A 21,863-nucleotide genomic window follows, 5' to 3' on the forward strand; every position below is an offset into this window, starting at 1 on the left:
GCAATTTCAATCAAGAAAGCCATCACTTGCCCGTCTAGTATAGAGGCCAGATACAAATAAATCCGAAGGTAATATTTTGAATAGCCATGAAAAGCGCATCATAAGGGTATGTGATTATATTGACTCACACCTCGACCAAGACCTTTCTCTAGAGCTATTGAGTAATGTGTCCGCGTTTTCAAAATATCATTTTCATCGGTTATTTAAGGCATTCACAGGGTTAAGCTCGATGCAATATGTATTACTTGCGCGCATGAAACGAGCCTCGTTAAGCCTAGCGTTTAACAAAGATCAAAGCGTCCTTGATATTGCTCTGCAAGCTCACTTCGATAGCGCTGAAGCGTTTTCGCGGGCATTTTCCCGCACTTTTAAGCAATCGCCATCCCAATTTAGACGTTGTCCAAACTGGGAAAATTGGCACCGCACATATGATTTTGCTTTACAGGACAAAGAAATGATGAATTTAGATGTAAAGATAGTGATGTTTGATAAACGTCAAGTCGCATTACTTAGGCACCAAGGTACTGAAAGCCAAGTTTTTCAAACCGCAGAAAGGTTCGTGGAGTGGGCAACACAAAACCCTTTAAAAAAAGCGAGTCAAAAAAGGGAGATATATACCGTTACCCATAGTGAGCGTTCAGATCTTGGTGATGAAATGCAACTCGATATCTGCGGCACTCATGAGGGAGAGGTTTCGCCTAATCAATATGGCGTGGTTAAATCGTATATCCCTGAAGGGCGGTGTGCGGTTGTGAGACATACAGGCAGCTACGAAAGCGCGGGGAAAACTTGTCAGGAGATGTACCGATCTTGGTTACCGACGAGCCATGAAGAGTTGCGAGACTTTCCCTGTTTCTTCCATTACTTGAATTTTGCTCATGAAGTAGATGAATGTGAATTGATTACAGATATATATTTACCTATTAAGTGAGCAGTTTATACCTAGGATTTTCGATATTAATTTAGAGGTGATATTATGAACTATAAAAAACTATTAGGATCTACAATTGGCATTGGTTTCGGTGTGTCTGGGCTATTTGCGAGCCTATTCTCATGGCAAACAGGAATTAATTCAGGAGCAATGATAGGATACAGTGGTGGTTTATCAATTGTATTAGCGTTTTTATTTTCACGTGTCGCGGTTAAACTTTCGCGTCAATGTCAATATAGCGGTGAGCAGTAATACAACTTCAAATGATTAGACTTCATTGAGTTCCCAAGGATGGGAGCGAATACCCCAGACATCAATTCCAAGCGTTTTTTAATACCTATGAGAGCTCTATTGATACGAGAGCTGTAAGTTGCCAATAATTCTATCAAACGTTGGCAGGCTTGTGTTAGCTGGACCATATAACTATCTCAAAGCTTCATCAGGGCGAGTACCATACCACATGACATGCGATTGATGAGAAGCGTTTTATATTGATTATTTGAAAAAGTCTTTCCCGAAATAAAAGCTTAATATACGAAAATTTAACATCTACTATTATCCCGCATGAGTTTTCCGCATCAATGCTATGCACTTTTTCTTTTTGATCTGAAGAGTTCATAGCACGGCACTTTCTTGGTCAGAGTGCCGTACATAGCCAACTAACATTTTCCTTATATTTCTAAGGAGTGCGCCTGTTGCATGGCCTCACGCTGTTTATAGTGGGGCTTCTTTTTTTATCAGCTCTCAATATACCAAATGCTCGTCATTACGTTGCTTTCTGCCTGGCAATGGGTTTGCTATGTGAACATTCTCGCTCTACATTCTATATTGAATGAATGTTTACATGGAGGTGGGGTATGAAAGCGTGGTGTTGGCCATTTGTCTTGCTGCTTTCTTTCCCGAGCTTTTCTCAGACGATTAACCTAGGTTCCATTGAGTATCTACCGTATTACGGCCCGCAGTTAGAAAATAATGGTGTGGTCAGTGAATTGATTCAAGCTTCGTTTGAACAACAAAATATCAAGAGCAATATAGAATTTTTTCCTTGGGTCAGGTTGCTAAAAATGACACGAGAAGCGAAGGTAGATGCGATGTTCACGGTTTGGTGTACGTCAGAAAGAGCACGTGACTTTCTATACTCCCAATCTTTGTTTCCAAATGAAGTGGTATTTTTTAAACGAAAATCACTGCCGATTACTTTCCATTCAATGAAAGACTTACGTTCTTACCGAATAGGGTATGTTTTTGGCTATGCCTATGCAGATTCATTCTATCAAGAGCCTGGGCTCAAGCTTATCAAAGGGTATTCTGACCAGGAAAATGTCATCAAGTTACTAGAAGGTAAGGTTGATCTTGTGGTTTTAGATAAGTATCAAGGGCGTTATTTGATCAAGAAGCTCGCTCCCAATGGAGCACACTTATACGACAACCTGCCCAAGCCGTTATCGGTGGATCAGCAATACCTAATGGTGTCTAAAAAGCATGAAGAGGCTGAAAAGATTATTGACATGTTTAACCAAGGATTAATTGAGATAAAACGAAATGGTGAGTTCGCAGCGCTACTGAAAAAACACCAAATCAATCTCAATGAGAAATACTGGAAAAAAGGGGAAGAGTGTAACCCAAACTGAGTCTAATTTAGAATAGATACCCACTAACTTGGGCGGTTAGGTAGAAAAAACGAGTATGTAAAACTAGATAGTGCTAAATGTCTGATTCAGACACCTTACCCCAGTCTTTTAAGATGTCACGAACCACATCAATGGGTATGTACTTAGCATCAATACACTCATCATTTTCATCGCACAGAGCTAAAAAGAAAGGAGTAATGCCTTTATCTCGCTTAGTGATAAGCCATTGATACAAAGCCGACTGACGATCAATATTGTCTGATGAGGCTAAACTGACGCCTTCTCCATTCTCTTCTTTCTTAATTATCTTCAAGGTGAATTTTTTGTTTTTATGTTTGTTTGACATAAGCGTCCACCGCTATCTACCTGATCTTTAATATGTTGGCACAAAATTGACCAATTGACAGAATGACTCATTGAGTTGGTGATACTCGTCTCAGTAACTGGGTATACTTGTGAAAATCTCGGTCTATCTCAGTGGCGGTATACAATGACCGAGAGTGGGTGTGATGAATGGATGCTGAGACAGCAAGATATCAATATGTGTATATTTATTTATCGTTTATTTTTAACAGCGAACCCTGACAGTTTCTATTATTCATCTTCAGTTCATTGACGCCGTAATAGGATGTTTCCAAATAATATTGAATAGATTCAATACCGCTGAGTTTATTAACCAATATATGACTTTTCGATGACCGTAAATACTTCAAATCACTGATATGGTTAATTTAATATCGTCTATTAATTATCTAATCAGTCTTGTATTTCGGTATACGAAATATATGCCACAAATATAATAAGGAAGCAAAATGTCTTTTCAATCTTATACTATGTTTCTTAGAGCTTTTGCTACCAATCCGAAATCGGTTGGAGCCTTGCTGCCAAGTGCACCAGCATTGTCACAGGGAATGACAAAGCATTTAAATTTCCTGCCAAATGATCTTGTTGTAGAGCTCGGCCCTGGTACAGGTAGCTTTACTCGCTACATTTTGGCAAAGCTCGCCACTTCTAGCCAGTATTTGGGTGTGGAGGTTAACCCCAGATTTACCCGAGAACTCAAAAAACAGTTCCCGTATGCCGACTTTGCCTGTGCGCGCGCAGAAGAGCTTGAAAAGATTTTGATGCTACATGGACATACTACTAAAATCGATCATTTAATCTCCGGATTACCCTTTGCGTCTTTGCCTGCGGAAGTGACGACTAAGATTATTGATTCAGTTTCATCAGCGAGTAATGAGCAAGCTACGTTCACCACATTTCAATATTTACATGCGTATTACTTTGAAAATGCCAAACAGTTTCGTCAGCAAATGGAGTCAAAGTATGGTCCGTGTGTCAGAATCCGTTGGGTGATGATGAACCTATTTCCAGCAGCAGTCATCACTTGGCGAAAAGCTTGAGATAGTGATGTGGATACGCACTTAACTTGCCACTAGCCCAAGATAAAATAGGGCTAGTGACTCTGTAAAAATTGAGTATTTAAAGTGATATAACTTCGTGGAATTTTTGCTCAGGAATATTCCCACCACATAGAATAACAACCACGTTCTTCCCTTGGTACTTGGTACTGGTCTTTAATAAGCTAGCAAGCGCCACACCAGCTGCTCCTTCAATGATCCAGCCGTGATGGTCATAGACAAGTTTCATTGCTTGAGCAATCTCACTTTCGGTAACAGTGACTGTTACATCGATAACTTGCTGGCAAATTGGAAGAGTAATAGCACCGCTATCTAGTCCACCAGCGGTACCATCAGAGAGCGTTTCTTTTTCTTTCACTTCGACAACTTTGCCTGCTTTCATGCACTCAAGCATGGTTGGCGCGCTCTGAGGCCAACAACCCACAATAGTAGGGGAGTCTGATTTTGATTTAAATGTGCAACCCAGACCGCCAATCATTCCGCCTCCGCCGACACTCGCAAAGATGGTATCTACCTCTGGTAACTGTTGGTCGATCTCTACGGCCAAGGTCCCTTGCCCTGCCATGACATTTAAATCATTATATGGGCTGATATATGTCCGGCCTTGCGTTTTTGCATCGTGAGCGGCGGCTTGTTCGGCTTTTTCTGTCGCTCCCTCAACTTTTATTAATTGCGCCCCACAATCAACGATTTTCTTCTCTTTTGCTGCGTTTATGGTAGTAGGGACATAAATCGTTACCGGAATACTTAAAGCCTGAGCCGCTTTTGCTGTGGCTGCTCCATGGTTCCCAGAACTCGCGGTCAGAACGCCTTTTTGCTTATTGTCGCTGCTTAGACTTAGCATCGCAGCGGTTGCGCCGCGGATCTTAAAGCTCCCTGTGTTTTGCAGGTGCTCGCATTTTAAATAGACTTGGCATTGGCAACGCTCTGATAAGTGTTCAGAAAATACAAGTGGTGTATCAATAACCCCTTGTTGGTTATAAAACGTAGCTGGATTTAACGAGGCGGTAGTGCTGGCTATTTCTTCTATGCTGACTGTCATGATGCGGCCCTAGAGCAACTTAAAAATTTTGGAAGTTCATTATAGCGTAACACATAGACTTTAATGAATTTTTTATACTAAAAAATCTTAATTTTAGGTCGCTATATCAGGTAATAGCTTGTTAGACATACTCTTTTACAAATTGAAGCAATGTCTTAATTATTAACCATTGTGTGAGTATGCATATGAATATAGAGTGTAGTTTCACTCCTGTAGAAAACTTATGTTGTGTTTATAGCTAGTGCGGTGAGCGAGCTTCCCCCTAATTCGCTTACCGCATATTTTTTGTTACTCTGAGTATCGATTGAGATGCAAAGAGAGCTTATTTCATGAACGGTGTTGTACTTAAAGGCTATATTCTCGTTTCTGACCATGACTTACCAAATGTGCTTGAAGAGCTGCCAAACCATATTGCTCTGACCGAGCAAGAAGAGGGTTGTATTGTGTTCAGAGTAACGCGAAGTAAACAGAATCCAAATCGATTTGATGTTTATGAAGAGTTTACTGATATGTCAGCACTTGAAGAGCACAATGAGAGAATTCGTACTTCATCTTGGGGAAAAGTTACCCTTGATGTAAAAAGGTATTATAAAATTCTCTCATAGAAAAGTGGGTCACAATATACCCAGTCAATACTTGGGTATATTTTCAATAACTATTTATTGCCAAAGTAAATAATGGCGACGCCAAATAAGATCACCAAGCCACCAGTAATATCCCATCGAGATGGCATCACTCGCTCAATTCCCCATAGCCAAAGAATTGCTGTCACGACATATATTCCACCATACATAGCGTAGGTCCGACCAGCGTCATCGGGATGGAGTGTTAGCAGCCAAGAAAATACGGTTAGACTGAGTGCTGCGGGCAATAGTAGCCATACTGACTTATTTTGATTAAGCCATAAATAAGGAAGGTAGCATCCAATTATTTCCGCAATAGCCGTAAGGAAAAATAAGCCTATAAAATACGTACTTTTTATCATATATCAAACAAGATAAGGAAGTTAGGCGCAAACAATATAATGGCTTAAGGTTTCCTGTCAATTTTTAATTATTCTCATTCTCAAATAAAATATTAAGGGCTTGATGTACCTGAGGTAAAGTCATACGCTTGGTTGAAGTGCTGCCATAATTTATTAACTAAATCTTGAGCAAATAGTAACAATTCAGATAGTATGATACGTCGGTCTGTTAATTTGGGCACATCCCCAAAGTGAACTTGGATTACGTATTATGCTTATCAGCACAGCCACGCTCGGTATCTTTATCCCCACGTTCTTTTTTGTTTCAGCGACGCCTGGAATGTGTATGACATTATCGATGACACTGGGTATGTCTGTCGGGGTCAGACGTACCCTATGGATGATGATTGGTGAACTGATAGGGGTAGGTCTAGTGGCCATTGCTGCTGTGTCTGGCGCGGCCACTATTATGCTACTGTATCCAATGGTGTTCACCATAATGAAAGTGGTCGGTGGTATTTATCTTATTTATCTTGGTGTCCAATTATGGCAATCAAAAGGTAAAATGGCCGTCTCTTCTAGTAATGACACGAGCTTTAATAAGTCACGATATGAATTGGCGTTGCAAGGATTTATGACCGCCACTACCAATCCCAAAGGGTGGGCGTTCTTTGTCGCTTTACTCCCACCTTTTATAAGTGCTAGTACTCATGTTGTCCCTCAAGTTGCTAGCTTGGTCGTCATTATTCTCATTTTGGAGTTTAGCTGTTTGATGCTCTACGCTCTGGGTGGTCGTTATTTAAGCCAGTTTTTGCATCGCAGTGGCAATGTCAGATTTATCAATCGAATAGCCGGTACTCTGATGATAGGTGTCGGCATCTGGCTTGCGTTTGTATAAACTGTTGTGGCATTTTCCCACCTCATTCAAAACTTTTATCTATACTATTTAGGTACCGCTAATCCATAAGGTTTAGATTGCATATCCTGATGGTTTGTTTATGGTGAGGAACGGATGACACAACGTGCTTTGGTCGTGGATGACGATCGCTATATACGCCAATATGTTCTCGCTCTCTTAGAAGGAGAGTTTGGCGATCAGCTGTCGATTTCTACCTGCTGTAATGGCAAGGAAGCGTTAGAATGTTTGGCTAGCCAATCATATAACTTAGTGATTACCGATGTGATGATGCCAGAAATGGATGGCTATCAACTCATCGAACGCATACGCTTAAATCACGACTTGCCGACAATCGCTATATCCGCTGGATTTCGAAATGCTGATCCTCAATCTGTACTGAATATGGCTGACTCTTTAGGTGCGGACGCCATTGTGAGTAAAGAATACCTTGGTCAGGATTTGGTAAATACCGCCCGTCTTTTTCTAGGCTAGTTTTCTCAATACATTTGATTTAAGAAAACTTACAAATTAAGCAATAATGCTCATATCTAAGGTTTTATTTTTATCAATTACTTAAGTTAATATATTAATATTCCATGGAAGTATTTGTAATTTTTAATAACAAATACTTTAGTGTATATAACTTCTAATCAATTTTCTGTTGAATATAATGGCCGAATCTGTATAGATTTAATTGTTCAGTTTTTTATTTGATTCTATCATGGAATTACCTTGAATATTAATGGCTTACTAATTGTTGCAGATCTTCGAACAGTCTTTTCCAGATTTTCGGTTTTTATCCGGCAACTAGTTTAGTAAGCTCATTATTCAGTATGGTGCTCAATTAAATTTAATAATGGGTGGTATATGTACAAGAGGATTGTACCATATGAAATTACCGTTAATGATTATATATTTTTTCATTGTTTTCATGCGGTAAACTTTGCATAAATATTTCTTCAGTTGTTATAAATGGGATGATGTTCTTTTTATAAGTCATCATAGCCATATAGGCTGCTAGGTAAATTTATTTAGCCGAAGTAGGTAAGGATACACATTTTATTTTAGTCAGTTGTACTGCTAGATCTCTTAAAAATATTTTTATAAATCAAATATATAATAGCTGTAGCAAAGGGGTTAATATGACTACAAACGTGCTCAACTTACCTACTGATAAGTGGGAGTCTGTGATATTAGAATTGCTTTCCGATTCTCCAATCCAAATTAATGGTCCGAAGAAACACGATATTCAGGTGATAAACCCAGACTTTTATCAGCGTGTACTTGTTGATGGTTCCATAGGTTTAGGGGAAAGCTACATGGATGGTTGGTGGCAGTGCGCTGATTTGGATCAAATGTTTTATTACCTATTAAAGTACGAACTAGACGAAAAAAGGCCAGTGCGGCTAAGTGATACTTTCTTTGTTCTGAAATCCCGCCTTTTCAACATGCAAAGTAAAAAGCGTGCGTGGATGGTTGGTGAAGAGCATTATGATCTGGGTAATGATTTGTTCCAAGGTATGCTTGACCCATATATGCAATATTCATGTGGTTATTGGAAAGATGCCGATAATTTAGATTCTGCGCAAGAAGATAAGCTAAGGTTAATTTGCGAGAAGCTGCAGCTCAAGCCCGGTGAAACTTTGCTTGATATCGGTTGTGGTTGGGGTGGTCTCAGTGAATTTGCCGCTAAAAACTATGGTGTTAGTGTCACAGGGGTAACGATTTCTAAAGAGCAGCAGCAATATGGTATGGAGCGATGCAAAGACCTGCATGTGGATCTTAGATTGTGTGATTACCGAGACCTGGACGAACAATTTGATAAAATCGTTTCGGTTGGCATGTTCGAGCATGTGGGGCCCAAAAACTATAAAGCCTATTTCGATGTCGTGTCACGTTGTTTAAAACCTAACGGTTTATTTTTGCTGCATACTATTGGCGGCAACGAGACGATGGTGAATGTTGACCCGTGGATTAATAAGTATATTTTCCCTAACGGCGTGCTGCCATCAATTGAGCAGATCAGCCAAGTGAGTCAAAGTTCTTTGGTTATGGAAGACTGGCATAATTTTGGTCCAGATTACGATAAAACATTAATGGCTTGGAAAGCGAGATTCCAGCAAATCTGGCCGGAGATAAAGCATAACTACTCTCCTAGATTTTATCGCATGTTTGACTATTATTTGTGTTCTTGCGCAGGGGCATTTAGAGCGAGAAATATTCAGCTCTGGCAGGTTCTATTTAGTAAAGATGGAGTCGAGGGTGGCATTCGAGTGCCTCGATAAAGCAGGTATACAAGGGGTTAGCTTGAGCTAGCCCCTTAGTTTTCGTGTGGTATCAAGACAGAATCGGTGACATTCCATAGACGGGGACTTGCATGAGTAATAAACCAAACAAGACTAACAAGGTCCCACCTAAAAGCTGCAAGATCACCGCACCTGTTGAGGTCGAATGAGTACTTGCTCCTAAGTATTTCGCCACCACTTTTTTGCCTGAAATCGTCATCAATGCAATGGTCGATGTGGTTAATGCTGTACCGATTGACATGACAAACGCGCTAATGACCCCAAGCCAGTATGCGCCGACCACGTTGGCAAATAGTAGTGCCAGAATCGCACCAGTGCAGGGGCGAATACCTATGCTTACGATGATGCCTATGTACTCTCGTAGGCTGGATGCGTTGTTGATGTCTTCAGCGCTGGCGAAGTGGGTATGCCCACAACCACAATGACCGTTTTCGTCGTGTTGGTGGACATGTGTTTTGCTCACCGATTGCACTGGAGATAAACCCACTTCGCTATCATTATCAAGTTTGCTAAATGATTGGAATGGCCCATTTTCAACCGCTAAATCGGCAGTTTGAACTTTAATTTTAAACCTTTGCCATAGCTGTTTAGTACTGCGATAAACAATAATAGCGCCCAATATGGCCATGGCGTAGAAGCTTAAGCTCATAAAACGGTTGGCTTCACTATTGACTTCTCTCATGGTGGAGTTGAACAGCATCAACAATACGCTAACGAGAACAATGGCAACAATGGCCTGAAGAAAAGCGGATAGGATGGTCAGGACTAAGCTAACTTTTACTTTCGTCGGGTGGGTAGCAAGATAAGTCGTGACGATCATTTTACCATGCCCAGGGCCGATGGAATGCAGTGCACCATATAGAAAACTGAACCCTGCTAAATAAAGCCCAGCAGTCACACTGTGTGCTTTTGCTTGATAGAGCAAATCAGTCAATTGCATGTTGATTTCACGTTGCCATTGAATACTGCTAAGCAAGATCAGAGGCCAAGCTTTCCATAGCGCAAAGCCAATCCCGCCGAGAATAATAAACGCAATAGCGGCGCTTAGATAATAACGCAATCGAGAAGCATGAACGGTGTCATTTTTTATTATCATCTACCTTCTCCTTAGCTTGATTTTTAGAATCTTGCGATACATTACAGTGGAACTTTACGGTTTGGGTAAACAATTGACCTAACGTATTGTCTGGATCTGCATCCGGTGGTAGAGACATCGCATAGCTGACTTCTTCAGGGGTCGGATGGGCGGGGATGAGTTTGAACGAGCAGGTTTTGGCGAGCGCTGGTGCGAGTACGATATCACTGGCTTTGTCCCAGGTCATATCCATATAGTAAGTGGGTTCAAAAACGTGCAAAACAATTGAGTCAGCCGTTACTTTTTTGGGATGCGCTAATGGTAGCTCAAAGCTCAGGGTTGCTTTTGGGCCTTTCTTCGTGAGCTTGCCATTTTTGGCTACCAGATATTTGATTGGCGTATTGTGATCGTAAAAATACGTGTAGTAGTGGCTATTTAACAAGTTCTTCATGACAGAATCGGCCACTTTTTGCATGGTTGCTTTCTGGTGTGCTGGCGACATGTCTTCGCCATCAAACATATAAGCTGTGGTCATAGGGTCGAATGTCCACTCTTGCTTAAATCCAGTAATGGTATCTTTTGTTCCTTGCACATAAGTTTTCATGTCTACCCAGGAATGTGGGTGTGCATAACTGTGTAAAGGTGACAGCAATAACAACAAAGGTACGTATTTAATTGAGCGTGGTTTCAATGAAGTATAGCTTGGTAAGCGGAATCGCTGAAAAAGGTTTATCCCCATTTGAATGGTCTAACTCCGTTTTAGGTAAGGAAGCGGCTGATATTCTTAATTTGTCGCCAAGTGTTACAGTATTACATTAGCATTATTTTGCAAAGCAAAAACAATGTCAGTTATTCATAGCATTATTTGATAAACCTATCTATCTCGCTGAAACTCGCATCTCGAAGTAATTTGGGTATAAGCTAAGCTAGAAATTCTCGTCTGTAGCTGCAAATGTAAAGGAAAGTAAAAAAGGGAGAATATTAATTTCAACATGCGATAATTCTTCGCCTATTGAACCATTTGCTGAATTTATTTTCGGGATTTTCGTTATGAGACCTAAAAAGCTTGCTTTGTGTTTAAGTGCCATTGTGATTCTCACGGCAGCTGGTGTGAGCTATCGTTATATCGGAGAAACAAGTCCATCACGCCACCTAAGTGCGGCACAAGTAGAAACTCAGCCGATTAGCACTCGTACTCTCTATGATCAGGAATCTGGCTACGGCTCTATTTTATCGAAAGATTATGTCACGCTGACCAGTTTACAGACCAACAGAATTACTAGCATAAAGTTCTATGGTGGTGAAACTGTTAAGAAAGGGCAGGTGTTGTTAACTCAAGATACGCGCACAGCTCAGGCGCAAGTCGCTCAAGATCAAGCCCAACTCACACAAGCTAAAAATGAATGGACCCGTCAGTCCAATTTACGCGACAAAGGACTCATTTCTCAAAGCGACTACGATGACAGCTACAGTAGTTACAAACAAGCTAAAGCATTATTAGAACAAGATACGGCGCTTTTATCAGAACTTACCATTAAAGCGCCATTCTCTGGCGTCATTAGTAGCACAGATTTTCATGTCGGTGATCTTCTCAACTCTGGCACGACAATCGCTACACTTTACGATCCAGATAACCTAACGGTTCAATATCAGCTTCCTGCATCAGCTCGCGCTGAATATAAAGTCGGTCAACAAGTCGAAGTGCAATCGGAGTTAAACCCAAACAATAAAGCGATGGGTAAAGTGACGTATATTGCGCCGAGTATTGACACTGGACTCATTACCTTAAAAGCCGAAATGAAGGCGGGATCAGATTTTAAGCCAGGACAAAATGTCAAAGTGACCCAGCAAACCAAGGTTATGACGAATCAGGTAACAATTCCTACCGGGAGCCTGCTGACTAACCTCGGAGGAAACCAAGCTTATATCGTCGAAAATGGTAAGGCGGTCTTGCGCGATGTAAAAGTTGGCAACTTTTATAATGGTTACGTGCAAATACTTTCGGGATTGCAAGCCGGTGAGGCGTTGGTGACCAATGGACAAGATTATTTGCACACCGACGAGCCAGTGATTGTGAACAATAGTGGACATGTCCTAAGCAAAAGCTCGAAAGCACCGGGAGTTCAACAATGAAATTGACCGAACTCTGCATACGCCGTCCGGTTCTTTGCACGGTGCTTTGGCTTATTCCGGTATTTATCGGGATTTTGATGGTACAAAAGTTGTCACTGCGGTATACCCCTCAGCTTGCTCAGTCAAAAATCCAAATATCAGCAAAAGACAGCGCCCTTGCTGCGCAAAATATGATGACGGAAGTGTTGATTCCAATTCAAGATGAAATTGCTGGTACCGAAGGCATCGCTCATATGACGGCGACGGCCAGACGGGGCAAAGGTGACATTACAATTGATGTTGCCGATGGGGTAGATGATGCGGGTATTGATACCTTAGTAAGTGAAATCAATAACGATATCTCCAACATTTCCAGCACATTGCCGGATAACCTTTCGCCGACCGTGAGTAAGTCTGACGATCAAGGTATGCCTGCTATGCTTATTGGCTTAACGCCTGGGCCAAATCAGGCGCAATACGAATTCCGCCAGTACGGGATTAATACCTTACTCCCTCGCCTCGAACAGCTTCCTTCTGCTGGATCGGTTGATGTCGCCCCCAGTTCTTCGCAGTCGGTTTTGATTACGTTAAACCCGGATAAAATTCAAAGGTATGGCTTGGATCTTAATACCGTCATTGACAAAGTGAGTGATATCGATGATGTCACCGCAATCAGTGGCACCACTTCAGGTGACAAGAGCCAATATCAGCTGATATCAAGTGGGGCTATCGACAGTTTAAATAGCATCCGAGATATTGTTGTGGCGCAGTACGACGCTCAGCCAGTTCGGTTATCAGAGATTGCAAAAGTGACTATTGGTACGCCTGGTAACCAGCCAGATGTAGAGCCGCTGATCGATTTTTCTAAGAAAAACGCCATGCTGTTTGTATTGAACCCTCAATACACTGCGACAGCAAACGCGCTTGTTCTATCCAATCAAGTGCATGACTTGCTGAAAAATATTCAGTTACCAAGCGGCATGAAAGCGAGCATCTTATTGGATAAGTCAGATTTTATTAAGAGCTCACTACATGATGTCTATCTGGCTATTGGCTTAGCGGTGGTATTAGTTGCTGGTGTGATTTGGCTATTTTTAGGCAATCTACGGATAGCCTTGATTCCGGTGGTGACGATTCCGGTATGTTTGGCATGCTCCTTTGTTATTATGAAGTTGGCAGGCTTTAGTATTAACTCTCTCACGTTACTGGCGATGCTGCTGGCAGTTGGGTTGGTTGTTGATGATGCGATAGTAGTGACGGAGAATGTGCATCGGCAACTCAAATATCAATCTTCGATTCGCAAAGCGACCGTGATTGCATGTCGGCAAATTGGCTTCGCGATTATTGCCACCACTCTGACCTTAGCGGCTGTTTACATCCCTGTCGGGTTAGTAGACGGTATTACAGGAGAGTTGTTTAAACAGTTTGCCTTTACGTTAGCAGGAACGGTAATCATCTCAGGTATGGTAGCACTAACTTTATCACCAATGATGTGCAGTAATATGCTCAATCATAAACCCGCTGGACGTTTTGAAGTTTGGATAAACTCAAAGCTAGACGCTCTGGCAGATGCTTACCATAGCGTGCTTCGCTATAGCATAGACTATCGCAAGACGACGCTGGTTTTATTGATCGCTATTTTTGCTACTAGTTACTGGCCCTTGACTCGCAGCCCTTCGGAAATGATTCCAGCGGAAGACTCAGGACAAATTTTCATGTTCCAGCCTTTGTCTGGCGGCACGGATGATGCCGCTGAGCAAAAGATGATAGATACCATGAGTGCAAGGTTAAATAAGATACCCGGTATTGAGCACGTCGCTATTCTCGCGAGTACGGATTTTATACGCGGGTTTATCACACTAAAACCATGGAGCGATAGAACTCATAGCGCCACACAAATCAGTGAAATGATCGACACTGCTCTTCGTCAAGGGGGCAATATGGTGTTCACTGGCGTCATTCCTGCTGTGGATACCGGGAGTGGCAGTAAAGGGAACAGTGGTGGTATTGATATCAATGTTACCAGCTCAGCGAGCTATCAGATGTTGTCAAAGCAGATGGCTGTTGTAGCACGTAAACTCAGTGAATCGCCTATGTTCTCTCACGTAAGGAACGCACTGAGGTTTGATGAAAACCAGTTCCGAATTACGATCAATCGTGTTGCCGCTTCGCAGTATGGCGTGTCGATGAAAGATATCCAGGATGTACTGAAAGTCTCATTAAGTGGCAAAACATTTGATAATGATATGAGCTATCAAGGAGTGAATTACTCTTTATACGTGCAAATGTTAAAGAGCTACACTGAGATACCGTCTTCACTAAAAAATCTCAAGATTAAAAATGACGATGGAAAGCTTATCCCGCTTGGACAGTTGATTAGTATAAAAAGTGAAGTCGGCCCACATTCGATAGAACAATACGATCGCGCGACGTCGGCATCACTGTCTATACGACTCGCTAATGGTGTGAGTATGGGGCAGGGTATCGCAGAGGTGAATAAACTGTTGCCACAGATCATGCCTGCAGGTGCAAGTTATCACTACATTAATGACGCTGAGCAATATCTTCAAACCAATCACCAAATGCTGTTTGTTTTTGCTGCTGCCTTGATTTTTATCTACATGGTGTTGAGCGCGCAGTTTGAAAGCATTGTTGATGCGTTTGTTGTGATGCTGTCACTTCCGATAACCTTATCCGCAGCGCTCTGGGTATTATACTTCAGTGATTATTCACTCAACGTGTACTCAGAAATAGGCCTAGTCACCCTCATTGGATTGATATGTAAACACGGAATATTGATCACTGAATTTGCCAACGAGCTTAGAAGAGAGGGCAAGTCACCAAGAGAAGCGATACTCACAGCGACCAAAACTCGGCTTCGCCCTATTTTAATGACCTCTTTGACCATGATTTTAGGGGCTGTCCCACTGATAGTTGAAACAGGACCTGGCGCTGTTTCTATGGGATCGCTAGGTATTATCATTATCTCTGGAATGGCAATTGGTATTGTTGACCCATTATTCGTGGTGCCATGTATCTACTTAATGGTACAGAAGTTTAAAAAGCCAATGAAAAGTGACGATCAAGAGGAACCCTTGCCGTCAGTAACGTCACCGAAATCGATTTAACACATAATAAAGTGACTGAGTTTGCCCATTGTTGATATCAGCAATGGGCTTTTTGTTTCGGCCACTCACACTGCATTCCATCCCACCCCTTGAAATCACTAGGGTCTGTTTTCAGCCCTGCTTATCTTGCCTCCTGCACCCAGCCTAATTCCTTAGAAACACACAAACAGAACATTGTTCTGTTATTGATGACCTCAAATTTCGTACTTTTGCTGGGTGAGTAAACCCACAGTAATCAACTTTATTAGTTTTTAGTGTTAACTATAGGTTGTAAATTGGTTTAAAGTGTTGTTTTTTGATAGCTTTATAGATTATGTAAAACTATAAGCCAGCTCGAAACATATTTTTAGATTATGTTACTATTTTTTTGGCATAGAGTAGCGAATTTCGCTTGTTTGTTTCAAATTACGTGGAATTCTGCATCTTTTTGCTACATTTTTATGGCAAATTAGCACAATGATTGGTAACGTTTGCCGTCATCTTTGTGAGGTTTTAGATTTTTATGCTTATTTTTAGGTCTAATTAAATCTAAATCACTAGAGCCGTTCTAGTAGCCCTTGTTAAAAAAATTTACAAAGAATTCATGGATGCAATACATAAGACTGGAGTCAAAAATATGTATAAAAATAAAATAACCAAAGCCCTCCTACTAGGAGCGAGCTTGGCAGTGGCAGCTGCGTCGACGGCGTCGTATGCAGCGAATGTTCCAGATGGAACTAAGCTTTCTAAAGTACAGGAATTGGTTCGTGGTAATGGTGCTGAAGTGGCGTCCATCGATCCACAAAAAACAGAAGGTGTACCTGAATCCAACGTAATTCGTGATCTTCTTGAAGGATTAGTCAACCAAGATGCAGACGGAAATACCATCCCCGGTGTTGCTGAATCATGGGAAACAAAAGACAACAAAACCTATATTTTCCATCTACGTAAAGATGCCAAGTGGTCCAATGGCGATCCTGTGACCGCAGAAGACTTCGTTTACACTTTCCAACGTGCTGTTGATCCAAACACTGCCTCTCCATATTCTTGGTATTTAGAAATGACCACCATGGTCAATGCAGCAGATATCATTAAAGGCAAAAAGGATAAAAGCACTCTGGGTGTTAAAGCAGTTGATGATCACACACTGCAAATCGATCTAGAAACACCGCTTCCTTATTTCGTAAAAATGATGGGACATACCACGGTTAAACCTGTTCATCGCGCTACGGTTGAAAAGTGGGGTGAAGAATGGACTAAACCAGAACACTTTGTTGGTAATGGTGCGTACGTTCCAGAAAAATGGGTCGTGAACGAGCGTCTAGTGCTGAAACGCAACCCTAACTATTGGGATAACGAGCATACGGTAATTGATAAAGTAACGTATTTGCCGATTGAAAACCAAGTTGCCGAAATGAACCGCTTTCTCGCGGGTGAGTTACAAATGACAAACGAAGTGCCGATTGAACACTTTAGACGTCTAAAGAAAGAACATCCTGAAGATTTGAAGATATCAGGTAATCTGTGTTCGTACTATTATGGCTTTAACACTGCCAGAAAACCTTTTGACGATGTACGAATTCGTAAGGCGTTATCTTATGCCATCGATAGAAACATCATTACAAAAGCTATCCTAGGCCAAGGCCAGCTTCCTGCTTACAACTTTACCCCAGAAATTGTCGCAGGCTTTACTCCGGTTACCCCTGAATATGGAAAGTGGTCCGAGAAAGAGAGAATCGCGAAGGCGAAAGAACTGCTAAAAGAAGCGGGGTACGACAAGTCTAACCCTCTATCCATCACTCTGCTTTACAACACATCAGAAAACCACAAAAAAATCGCTACCGCGATTCAATCCATGTGGAAAAAAGCCTTGGGCGTCAATGTTACTCTAGAGAACCAAGAGTGGAAGACATTCCTAGATACACGCCGTGAAGGTAACTTCGACGTGACTCGTGCGGGTTGGTGTGGTGACTATAATGAAGCGTCTACGTTCCTTAACCTGATGATGTCGAATAATGGTAACAACGATTCGAAGTATCACAATCCTCAGTACGACAAAGTGATGAATGATGCGATGATCGTTAAAACGGATGAAGAGCGTGACGAGCTATACAACCAAGCTGAAGCCATGCTTGCACGTGATATGCCAATTGCACCGATCTATCAATACGTTCGAGTTCGCCTAGTGTCACCAACGGTAGGTGGTTATCCGATGCACAATGCAGAAGATAAAGTCTATTCGAAAGATCTTTATATCAAAGCTAAATAACCACAACACAAAACCAATAATAAATTAAAGCGGCCTGCATGACTTGGGATACCAAGCGTGCAGAGCCAGCATCATTTAATGTCACAGACTGAAAGAGTGAGTTTATGTTTAAATTCATAGCAAAAAGGATTTTGGAAGCGATACCTACCATGCTGGTGTTAATTACCATTTCCTTCTTTTTAATGCGTTTCGCGCCAGGTAACCCTTTCTCAACAGAACGCCCATTGCCACCTGAGGTAATGGCGAACATCAACGCCAAATATGGCTTAGACAAACCCGTTTGGCAGCAATACACCACGTATTTGACCAACATCATTACCGGTGACTTTGGTCCTTCTTTTAAATATAAAGATTATACGGTGAATGAGCTTATCTCATCGGCACTGCCTGTGTCGGTCAAAATTGGCTTTGCCGCGTTTATTTTTACCGTTGTAATGGGGGTCGGTGTAGGAACCTTAGCCGCGTTGAAACAAAATACCTGGCTTGACTACTGGATAATGGCGTCTGCAATGCTCGGGGTCGTGATGCCCTCATTTGTATTAGCGCCTGTATTAATTTATCTCTTCTCTATTAACTTGGGCTGGTTTCCCGCTGGTGGCTGGCTAGATGGTTCGTTTAAATACATGGCGTTGCCAGTACTTGGCATGTCTCTACTCTATGTCGCGACGTTTGCTCGTATTACCCGCGGCTCGATGATTGAAACCCTAAACAGTAACTTTATTCGTACCGCTCGAGCGAAAGGAATGAGTTACCCCTATATCATTGTCAAACATGCACTGAAACCAGCGCTTTTGCCCGTTGTTTCCTACATGGGGCCAGCGTTTGTGGGCATTATTACCGGGTCCGTTGTCATTGAAACCATTTTTGGTTTGCCAGGCATTGGTAAGTTATTCGTGAATGCAGCATTTAACCGTGACTACTCGTTAGTAATGGGAGTGACCATCCTCATCGGCTTCTTGTTTATTTTGTTTAATGCGGTTGTCGACGTGCTGTTGGCGTATATCGATCCGAAGATCCGCTATTAGGTTGGGGTAAATGAGTATGTTAGCGAAAAAAGAAAGCTTAGAAGCGATTGAAAAGTTCTCCGAAAGTTTGGAGATTGAGGGTCGAAGCTTATGGCAAGATGCACGCATTCGTTTTATGCGTAACAAAGCGGCGATGCTGAGCTTGTTCATTCTTATATTAATGACGTTGGCTGTTATCTTTTTGCCAATGATTGCCCCTTATACCTATGACGATACAGATTGGTATGCGATGCATGCTGCGCCATCAATGGAGCATTATTTTGGCACAGATAGCTTAGGCCGTGACCTGTACGTACGTACCTTAGTGGGCGGTCGAATTTCACTCATGGTCGGTATTTTAGGGGCACTAGTCGCAGTGTTAATCGGGACACTTTACGGCGCAGCATCTGGCTTTATTGGTGGGCGCACTGATAGAGCAATGATGCGTGTCTTGGAAATTTTATACGCTATCCCGTTTATGTTTTTGGTTATTGTACTGGTAACGTTTTTTGGCCGAAACATCATTCTTATCTTCGTGGCGATTGGTGCTATTGCTTGGCTTGATATGGCGCGAATTGTTCGTGGTCAAACCCTGAGCTTGCGCAGTAAAGAGTTTATTGAAGCGGCGCATGTTTGCGGGGTGAGTAAGTGGCGGATAATCACCCGTCATATTGTCCCTAACGTGCTCGGTATTGTGGCAGTGTACTCGACACTTTTGATACCCAGTATGATTTTGACCGAATCTTTCCTTTCCTTCTTAGGCCTAGGTGTACAAGAGCCGATGACCAGTTGGGGCGCGTTGCTTCAAGAAGGGGCGAACACGATGGAAGTAGCGATATGGCAGTTGGCTTTCCCGGCGGCCTTTATGATCGTGACTTTGTTCTGCTTTAACTATGTCGGCGATGGCTTGCGCGATGCGCTTGATCCAAAAGATAGATAATAAGAAAGGAAGTAATGATGAGTTTATTAGATGTCAAAGATCTGCGTGTCGAATTTACCACCCATGACGGGATTGTCACCGCAGTCAACGATTTAAATTTCTCCCTAGACCAAGGGGAAACCTTAGGGATTGTCGGCGAGTCTGGCTCGGGCAAATCTCAAACGGTGTTCGCCCTCATGGGCCTGCTGGCTAAAAACGGCATCATCAGTGGCAGCGCCACTTTTGAAGGCAAAGAAATCCTCAACCTGCCAGAGAAGGCGCTCAATAAAGTGCGCGCTGAGCAAATTGCGATGATCTTCCAAGATCCGATGACCTCACTCAACCCCTACATGAAGGTGAGCGACCAATTGATGGAAGTGTTGATGCTACACAAAGGCATGGGTAAATCGGAAGCGTTTGAAGAATCGGTTCGCATGCTCGAAGCGGTGAAAATTCCAGAAGCGCGTAAACGTATTACCATGTTCCCGCATGAATTCTCAGGCGGCATGCGTCAACGTGTGATGATTGCCATGGCGCTCTTGTGTCGCCCGAAACTTCTGATTGCCGATGAGCCGACCACGGCGTTGGATGTGACGGTGCAAGCGCAAATCATGGACTTGCTGAACGAGCTAAAAAGCGAATTCAACACCGCGATCATCATGATCACCCACGATTTGGGTGTGGTGGCAGGCTCGTGTGACAAAGTGCTGGTGATGTACGCGGGGCGTACCATGGAATACGGCACCGTGGATGAAATCTTCTACAACCCCAGCCACCCGTATGCCGAAGGGCTACTGAAAGCCATCCCACGTTTAGATACCGAAGGGGACATTTTGCCTACCATACCCGGTAACCCGCCGAATTTACTTCGTTTGCCTCCGGGCTGCCCTTATCAAGAGCGTTGTCATCGTGTGACTGACCGTTGTAAGTCAGAAGCACCGATATTGACACCGTTTGGTGATGGGCGACAACGCGCGTGTTTTTCTGATTGGGAGGCTTGGACAAAATGATGGCAGACAAACAACTCTTACTCGATGTAAAAGATTTAAAAGTACACTTCAGCATTGCATCTAAATCGGCATGGCCGTGGGCCAAACCGTCGAACCTAAAAGCGGTGGATGGGGTCAATATTCAGCTGTTTGAAGGGGAAACCTTAGGTGTTGTGGGCGAGTCGGGGTGTGGTAAGTCAACCTTTGCTCGCGCCATCATTGGTTTGGTGGAGTCCACCGCCGGGGAAGTGGTGTGGCTTGGGCAAGACTTAACCAAGATGCAAGAAGTGCAGCGCCGAGAAACCCGTAAAGACATTCAGATGATTTTCCAAGACCCGTTGGCTTCGCTCAACCCGAGGATGACGGTCGGAGATATCATTGCTGAGCCGTTGAAAACCTTCTACCCAAGTTTGTCCAAAGACGAGGTGAAGTCACGCGTTAAAGAGATGATGGCGAAAGTGGGGCTGTTGCCGAACGTGATTAACCGTTACCCCCACGAATTCTCGGGAGGCCAGTGTCAACGCATTGGTATTGCCCGGGCCTTGATTCTGAAACCGAAGATGATCATCTGTGATGAGCCCGTATCGGCACTTGATGTGTCCATTCAAGCTCAGGTGGTGAATCTCTTAAAAGAGCTGCAAAAAGAGCTGGGGTTAAGCTTGGTGTTTATCGCCCACGATTTATCGGTGGTGAAACACATCTCAGACCGAGTGTTAGTGATGTACTTAGGTAATGCCGTAGAGCTTGGGGAAGCGGCGTCACTGTTTGCCGATCCGAAGCACCCTTATACGCGCGCTCTAATGTCAGCGGTGCCGATCCCCGATCCCAAGCTCGAGCGTAACAAAAAGATAGAGATGCTAGAAGGGGACTTACCGTCACCCATCAGTCCACCGTCTGGGTGTGTGTTTAGAACGCGTTGTCCATTAGCGACCGATGAATGTGCGAAAACAAAACCTGTGATGACAGGCAGCAGCACACACGCAGTATCCTGCTTGCTAGTAGATATCTAGATACGATTCGGCCTGTGACAGGCTTAAGCGCGACCGCAGAACTGGGTCGCGCTTTTTTTGTGCATGCGCACCAATATGGTGCTAATTTTGAGTTAAACGCCAGTTAATAATATTGCCACTTGATTGGTTTTATCACTATATCTCCAGTATCTATATTTAAATTCTTATGTTTTGATTTTCTAGTT

20 protein-coding genes are annotated in these 21,863 nt (G+C 42.7%); 15 read left to right on the top strand and 5 right to left on the bottom strand.

Annotated features, from left to right (window positions below):
* Positions 1–76: 76 nt before the first annotated feature.
* The 3 genes from M9194_RS12525 to M9194_RS12535 all read left to right on the top strand — a co-directional run bounded on the left by M9194_RS12525 (position 77) and on the right by M9194_RS12535 (position 2,562).
* Positions 77–931, top strand: coding sequence for an AraC family transcriptional regulator (locus M9194_RS12525; RefSeq protein WP_250612989.1), 855 nt, complete (start codon positions 77–79; stop codon positions 929–931).
* A gap of 45 nt (positions 932–976) precedes the next feature.
* Positions 977–1,183, top strand: a complete 207-nt coding sequence (locus M9194_RS12530; RefSeq protein ID WP_250612990.1) for a hypothetical protein — start codon at positions 977–979, stop codon at positions 1,181–1,183.
* 605 nt (positions 1,184–1,788) lie between these two features.
* Positions 1,789–2,562: a substrate-binding periplasmic protein gene (locus tag M9194_RS12535; RefSeq protein ID WP_250612991.1), complete on the top strand. Its 774-nt coding sequence runs from the start codon at positions 1,789–1,791 to the stop codon at positions 2,560–2,562.
* Between the two features lie 73 nt (positions 2,563–2,635).
* Here the strand turns inward: M9194_RS12535 and M9194_RS12540 are convergent, their stop codons facing one another.
* On the bottom strand, positions 2,636–2,908 hold the full coding sequence (locus M9194_RS12540) for a hypothetical protein (RefSeq protein WP_250612992.1): 273 nt from the start codon (positions 2,906–2,908) through the stop codon (positions 2,636–2,638).
* Positions 2,909–3,374: 466 nt separating this feature from the next.
* On the opposite strand from M9194_RS12540, the gene M9194_RS12545 reads away from it, so the two are divergent.
* Entirely contained in the window at positions 3,375–3,965 is a 591-nt protein-coding gene (locus tag M9194_RS12545) for a class I SAM-dependent methyltransferase (RefSeq protein WP_250612994.1), read from the top strand.
* Between the two features lie 79 nt (positions 3,966–4,044).
* Here the strand turns inward: M9194_RS12545 and M9194_RS12550 are convergent, their stop codons facing one another.
* Positions 4,045–5,025 (bottom strand): threonine/serine dehydratase, encoded by a 981-nt coding sequence (locus tag M9194_RS12550; protein WP_250612995.1) that lies wholly within the window; start codon positions 5,023–5,025, stop codon positions 4,045–4,047.
* Positions 5,026–5,354: 329 nt separating this feature from the next.
* Here M9194_RS12550 and M9194_RS12555 point away from each other — a divergent pair, with 329 nt between their 5' ends.
* Positions 5,355–5,630: a putative quinol monooxygenase gene (locus M9194_RS12555; protein WP_250612997.1), complete on the top strand. Its 276-nt coding sequence runs from the start codon at positions 5,355–5,357 to the stop codon at positions 5,628–5,630.
* Between the two features lie 50 nt (positions 5,631–5,680).
* Here the strand turns inward: M9194_RS12555 and M9194_RS12560 are convergent, their stop codons facing one another.
* Entirely contained in the window at positions 5,681–6,010 is a 330-nt protein-coding gene (locus M9194_RS12560; protein ID WP_250612999.1) for a YnfA family protein, read from the bottom strand.
* Between the two features lie 256 nt (positions 6,011–6,266).
* On the opposite strand from M9194_RS12560, the gene M9194_RS12565 reads away from it, so the two are divergent.
* The 3 genes from M9194_RS12565 (at position 6,267) to cfa (ending at position 9,172) form a co-directional block, all read left to right on the top strand.
* Complete coding sequence (locus tag M9194_RS12565) at positions 6,267–6,887, top strand: LysE family translocator (protein ID WP_250613150.1); 621 nt, start codon at positions 6,267–6,269, stop codon at positions 6,885–6,887.
* 114 nt (positions 6,888–7,001) lie between these two features.
* Positions 7,002–7,379, top strand: coding sequence for a response regulator (locus M9194_RS12570; RefSeq protein WP_250613000.1), 378 nt, complete (start codon positions 7,002–7,004; stop codon positions 7,377–7,379).
* 650 nt (positions 7,380–8,029) lie between these two features.
* Positions 8,030–9,172 carry a cyclopropane fatty acyl phospholipid synthase gene (gene cfa / locus M9194_RS12575; protein ID WP_250613001.1) on the top strand — a complete coding sequence of 381 codons (1,143 nt, stop codon included), beginning with the start codon at positions 8,030–8,032 and terminating at the stop codon, positions 9,170–9,172.
* 52 nt (positions 9,173–9,224) lie between these two features.
* Here cfa and M9194_RS12580 read toward each other — a convergent pair whose 3' ends face one another.
* Positions 9,225–10,289 (bottom strand): nickel/cobalt transporter, encoded by a 1,065-nt coding sequence (locus M9194_RS12580; protein ID WP_250613003.1) that lies wholly within the window; start codon positions 10,287–10,289, stop codon positions 9,225–9,227.
* Positions 10,273–10,959: a DUF1007 family protein gene (locus tag M9194_RS12585; RefSeq protein ID WP_431769408.1), complete on the bottom strand. Its 687-nt coding sequence runs from the start codon at positions 10,957–10,959 to the stop codon at positions 10,273–10,275. Before M9194_RS12585 ends, M9194_RS12580 begins: the two co-directional genes overlap by 17 nt.
* 359 nt (positions 10,960–11,318) lie before the next feature.
* On the opposite strand from M9194_RS12585, the gene M9194_RS12590 reads away from it, so the two are divergent.
* From M9194_RS12590 to oppF, 7 genes are all read left to right on the top strand, one after another.
* Complete coding sequence (locus M9194_RS12590) at positions 11,319–12,401, top strand: efflux RND transporter periplasmic adaptor subunit (protein WP_250613007.1); 1,083 nt, start codon at positions 11,319–11,321, stop codon at positions 12,399–12,401.
* Entirely contained in the window at positions 12,398–15,508 is a 3,111-nt protein-coding gene (locus M9194_RS12595) for an efflux RND transporter permease subunit (RefSeq protein ID WP_250613008.1), read from the top strand. The genes M9194_RS12590 and M9194_RS12595 overlap by 4 nt, the downstream gene beginning before the upstream one ends.
* A gap of 616 nt (positions 15,509–16,124) precedes the next feature.
* Complete coding sequence (locus M9194_RS12600) at positions 16,125–17,756, top strand: ABC transporter substrate-binding protein (RefSeq protein ID WP_250613009.1); 1,632 nt, start codon at positions 16,125–16,127, stop codon at positions 17,754–17,756.
* A 104-nt stretch (positions 17,757–17,860) separates the two neighbouring features.
* Entirely contained in the window at positions 17,861–18,781 is a 921-nt protein-coding gene (gene oppB, locus M9194_RS12605; protein ID WP_250613011.1) for an oligopeptide ABC transporter permease OppB, read from the top strand.
* A gap of 16 nt (positions 18,782–18,797) precedes the next feature.
* Positions 18,798–19,700, top strand: a complete 903-nt coding sequence (gene oppC / locus M9194_RS12610; protein WP_250613151.1) for an oligopeptide ABC transporter permease OppC — start codon at positions 18,798–18,800, stop codon at positions 19,698–19,700.
* A 17-nt stretch (positions 19,701–19,717) separates the two neighbouring features.
* Positions 19,718–20,689: an ABC transporter ATP-binding protein gene (locus M9194_RS12615; protein ID WP_250613152.1), complete on the top strand. Its 972-nt coding sequence runs from the start codon at positions 19,718–19,720 to the stop codon at positions 20,687–20,689.
* A complete protein-coding gene (gene oppF / locus M9194_RS12620) occupies positions 20,686–21,678 on the top strand; it encodes a murein tripeptide/oligopeptide ABC transporter ATP binding protein OppF (protein ID WP_250613012.1) in 993 nt (330 codons plus the stop codon). The genes M9194_RS12615 and oppF overlap by 4 nt, the downstream gene beginning before the upstream one ends.
* Positions 21,679–21,863 lie beyond the last annotated feature (185 nt).

The organism is Vibrio sinus, from assembly GCF_023634645.1.
Lineage (GTDB): Bacteria > Pseudomonadota > Gammaproteobacteria > Enterobacterales > Vibrionaceae > Vibrio > Vibrio sinus.

What these genes read in the sequence shown, in the direction of transcription:
- M9194_RS12530 (WP_250612990.1), top strand. Translation starts at nt 977, where the DNA reads ATGAACTATAAAAAACTATTAGGATCTACAATTGGCATTGGTTTCGGT.
- M9194_RS12535 (WP_250612991.1), top strand. Translation starts at nt 1,789, where the DNA reads ATGAAAGCGTGGTGTTGGCCATTTGTCTTGCTGCTTTCTTTCCCGAGC.
- M9194_RS12540 (WP_250612992.1), bottom strand. Translation starts at nt 2,908, where the DNA reads ATGTCAAACAAACATAAAAACAAAAAATTCACCTTGAAGATAATTAAG.
- M9194_RS12545 (WP_250612994.1), top strand. Translation starts at nt 3,375, where the DNA reads ATGTCTTTTCAATCTTATACTATGTTTCTTAGAGCTTTTGCTACCAAT.
- M9194_RS12550 (WP_250612995.1), bottom strand. Translation starts at nt 5,025, where the DNA reads ATGACAGTCAGCATAGAAGAAATAGCCAGCACTACCGCCTCGTTAAAT.
- M9194_RS12555 (WP_250612997.1), top strand. Translation starts at nt 5,355, where the DNA reads ATGAACGGTGTTGTACTTAAAGGCTATATTCTCGTTTCTGACCATGAC.
- M9194_RS12560 (WP_250612999.1), bottom strand. Translation starts at nt 6,010, where the DNA reads ATGATAAAAAGTACGTATTTTATAGGCTTATTTTTCCTTACGGCTATT.
- M9194_RS12570 (WP_250613000.1), top strand. Translation starts at nt 7,002, where the DNA reads ATGACACAACGTGCTTTGGTCGTGGATGACGATCGCTATATACGCCAA.
- cfa (WP_250613001.1), top strand. Translation starts at nt 8,030, where the DNA reads ATGACTACAAACGTGCTCAACTTACCTACTGATAAGTGGGAGTCTGTG.
- M9194_RS12580 (WP_250613003.1), bottom strand. Translation starts at nt 10,289, where the DNA reads ATGATAATAAAAAATGACACCGTTCATGCTTCTCGATTGCGTTATTAT.
- M9194_RS12590 (WP_250613007.1), top strand. Translation starts at nt 11,319, where the DNA reads ATGAGACCTAAAAAGCTTGCTTTGTGTTTAAGTGCCATTGTGATTCTC.
- M9194_RS12595 (WP_250613008.1), top strand. Translation starts at nt 12,398, where the DNA reads ATGAAATTGACCGAACTCTGCATACGCCGTCCGGTTCTTTGCACGGTG.
- M9194_RS12600 (WP_250613009.1), top strand. Translation starts at nt 16,125, where the DNA reads ATGTATAAAAATAAAATAACCAAAGCCCTCCTACTAGGAGCGAGCTTG.
- oppB (WP_250613011.1), top strand. Translation starts at nt 17,861, where the DNA reads ATGTTTAAATTCATAGCAAAAAGGATTTTGGAAGCGATACCTACCATG.
- oppC (WP_250613151.1), top strand. Translation starts at nt 18,798, where the DNA reads ATGTTAGCGAAAAAAGAAAGCTTAGAAGCGATTGAAAAGTTCTCCGAA.
- M9194_RS12615 (WP_250613152.1), top strand. Translation starts at nt 19,718, where the DNA reads ATGAGTTTATTAGATGTCAAAGATCTGCGTGTCGAATTTACCACCCAT.
- oppF (WP_250613012.1), top strand. Translation starts at nt 20,686, where the DNA reads ATGATGGCAGACAAACAACTCTTACTCGATGTAAAAGATTTAAAAGTA.